The sequence below is a fragment of the Psychrobacter sp. 1U2 genome (assembly GCF_051847575.1).
On the sequence record NZ_JBPYDC010000820.1, the window covers coordinates 1 to 820 of the forward strand.

At 38.9% G+C, this 820-nt stretch carries 2 protein-coding genes; both read right to left on the reverse strand.

Features of this window, described 5'->3' with window-relative positions; genetic code table 11:
• On the reverse strand, positions 1 to 413 hold a 413-nt coding region (locus ACS8FD_RS18925), incomplete at its 3' end, for a 16S rRNA (uracil(1498)-N(3))-methyltransferase (protein WP_439276992.1).
• A 206-nt stretch (positions 414 to 619) separates the two neighbouring features.
• The coding region (locus ACS8FD_RS18930) for a methylenetetrahydrofolate reductase (protein ID WP_439276993.1) at positions 620 to 820 on the reverse strand (201 nt) is incomplete at its 5' end.

Sequence of the window (820 nt, forward strand, 5' to 3'; positions counted from 1 at the left end):
AGCTTTTTATCTACTTGCGCTGGTTTGAGATTCACCTCACCATGATGACTGCTTAACAATTGAATACCAGTCACACCCAGCTCAGTAGCCTTTTGAATCGCATAATCCATCCGATCTCCACGACTCATGACCAAGCCTATTTTGGTATGGATAGGAGCATTGCGATCTTTGTCTGTATGAGCCAACAACGTCACCGTAGCGTTTTTTTTGCCGATGTTTTGCAGCTTTACATGATACTCGCCGCCAAAGCCATCAAATAAAATACCTTCATCTCCGACATTTGCACGCAGTACGCGGCCCCAATGATGTACGATGCTTTCTGTTAAGGCAATATCTGTACCAATGGAGAAAGTACTTAATTTAGGGTAGTTGGCATCAATATCACTGCTAGTAGCATAAAAAAAACGTCTCAAAATGACTGAATCCTATATTTAAACGACAATATTTCTTATATATTTTAGCAAAATATTGTTTAGATAAAAGTATCTCTATAGTAAATAGAGCTTAATATAAAAGTAATTTTTTTATAAAGTTATAACGGTTTGAATGTTTTATATTTAGCATAAAAAAACTGGCACTCCGAAGAACGCCAGTTATGATAAATAATCTGTTATAAGAACTAAGAGACAAGGCCTAAGGCTTCTACTAAGCGCTTGTTTGGCTCAACTTTATTCATGCTATAAAAATGCATGGCTGGCACGCCCTCACTGATAAGACGCTCGCACAAACGATAAACCACCTCAAAACCAAACTCGCGAATAGCGGTGCGGTCATCGCCAAAGTCAGCCAACCGTTTACGCACATAACGTGGAATATCAGC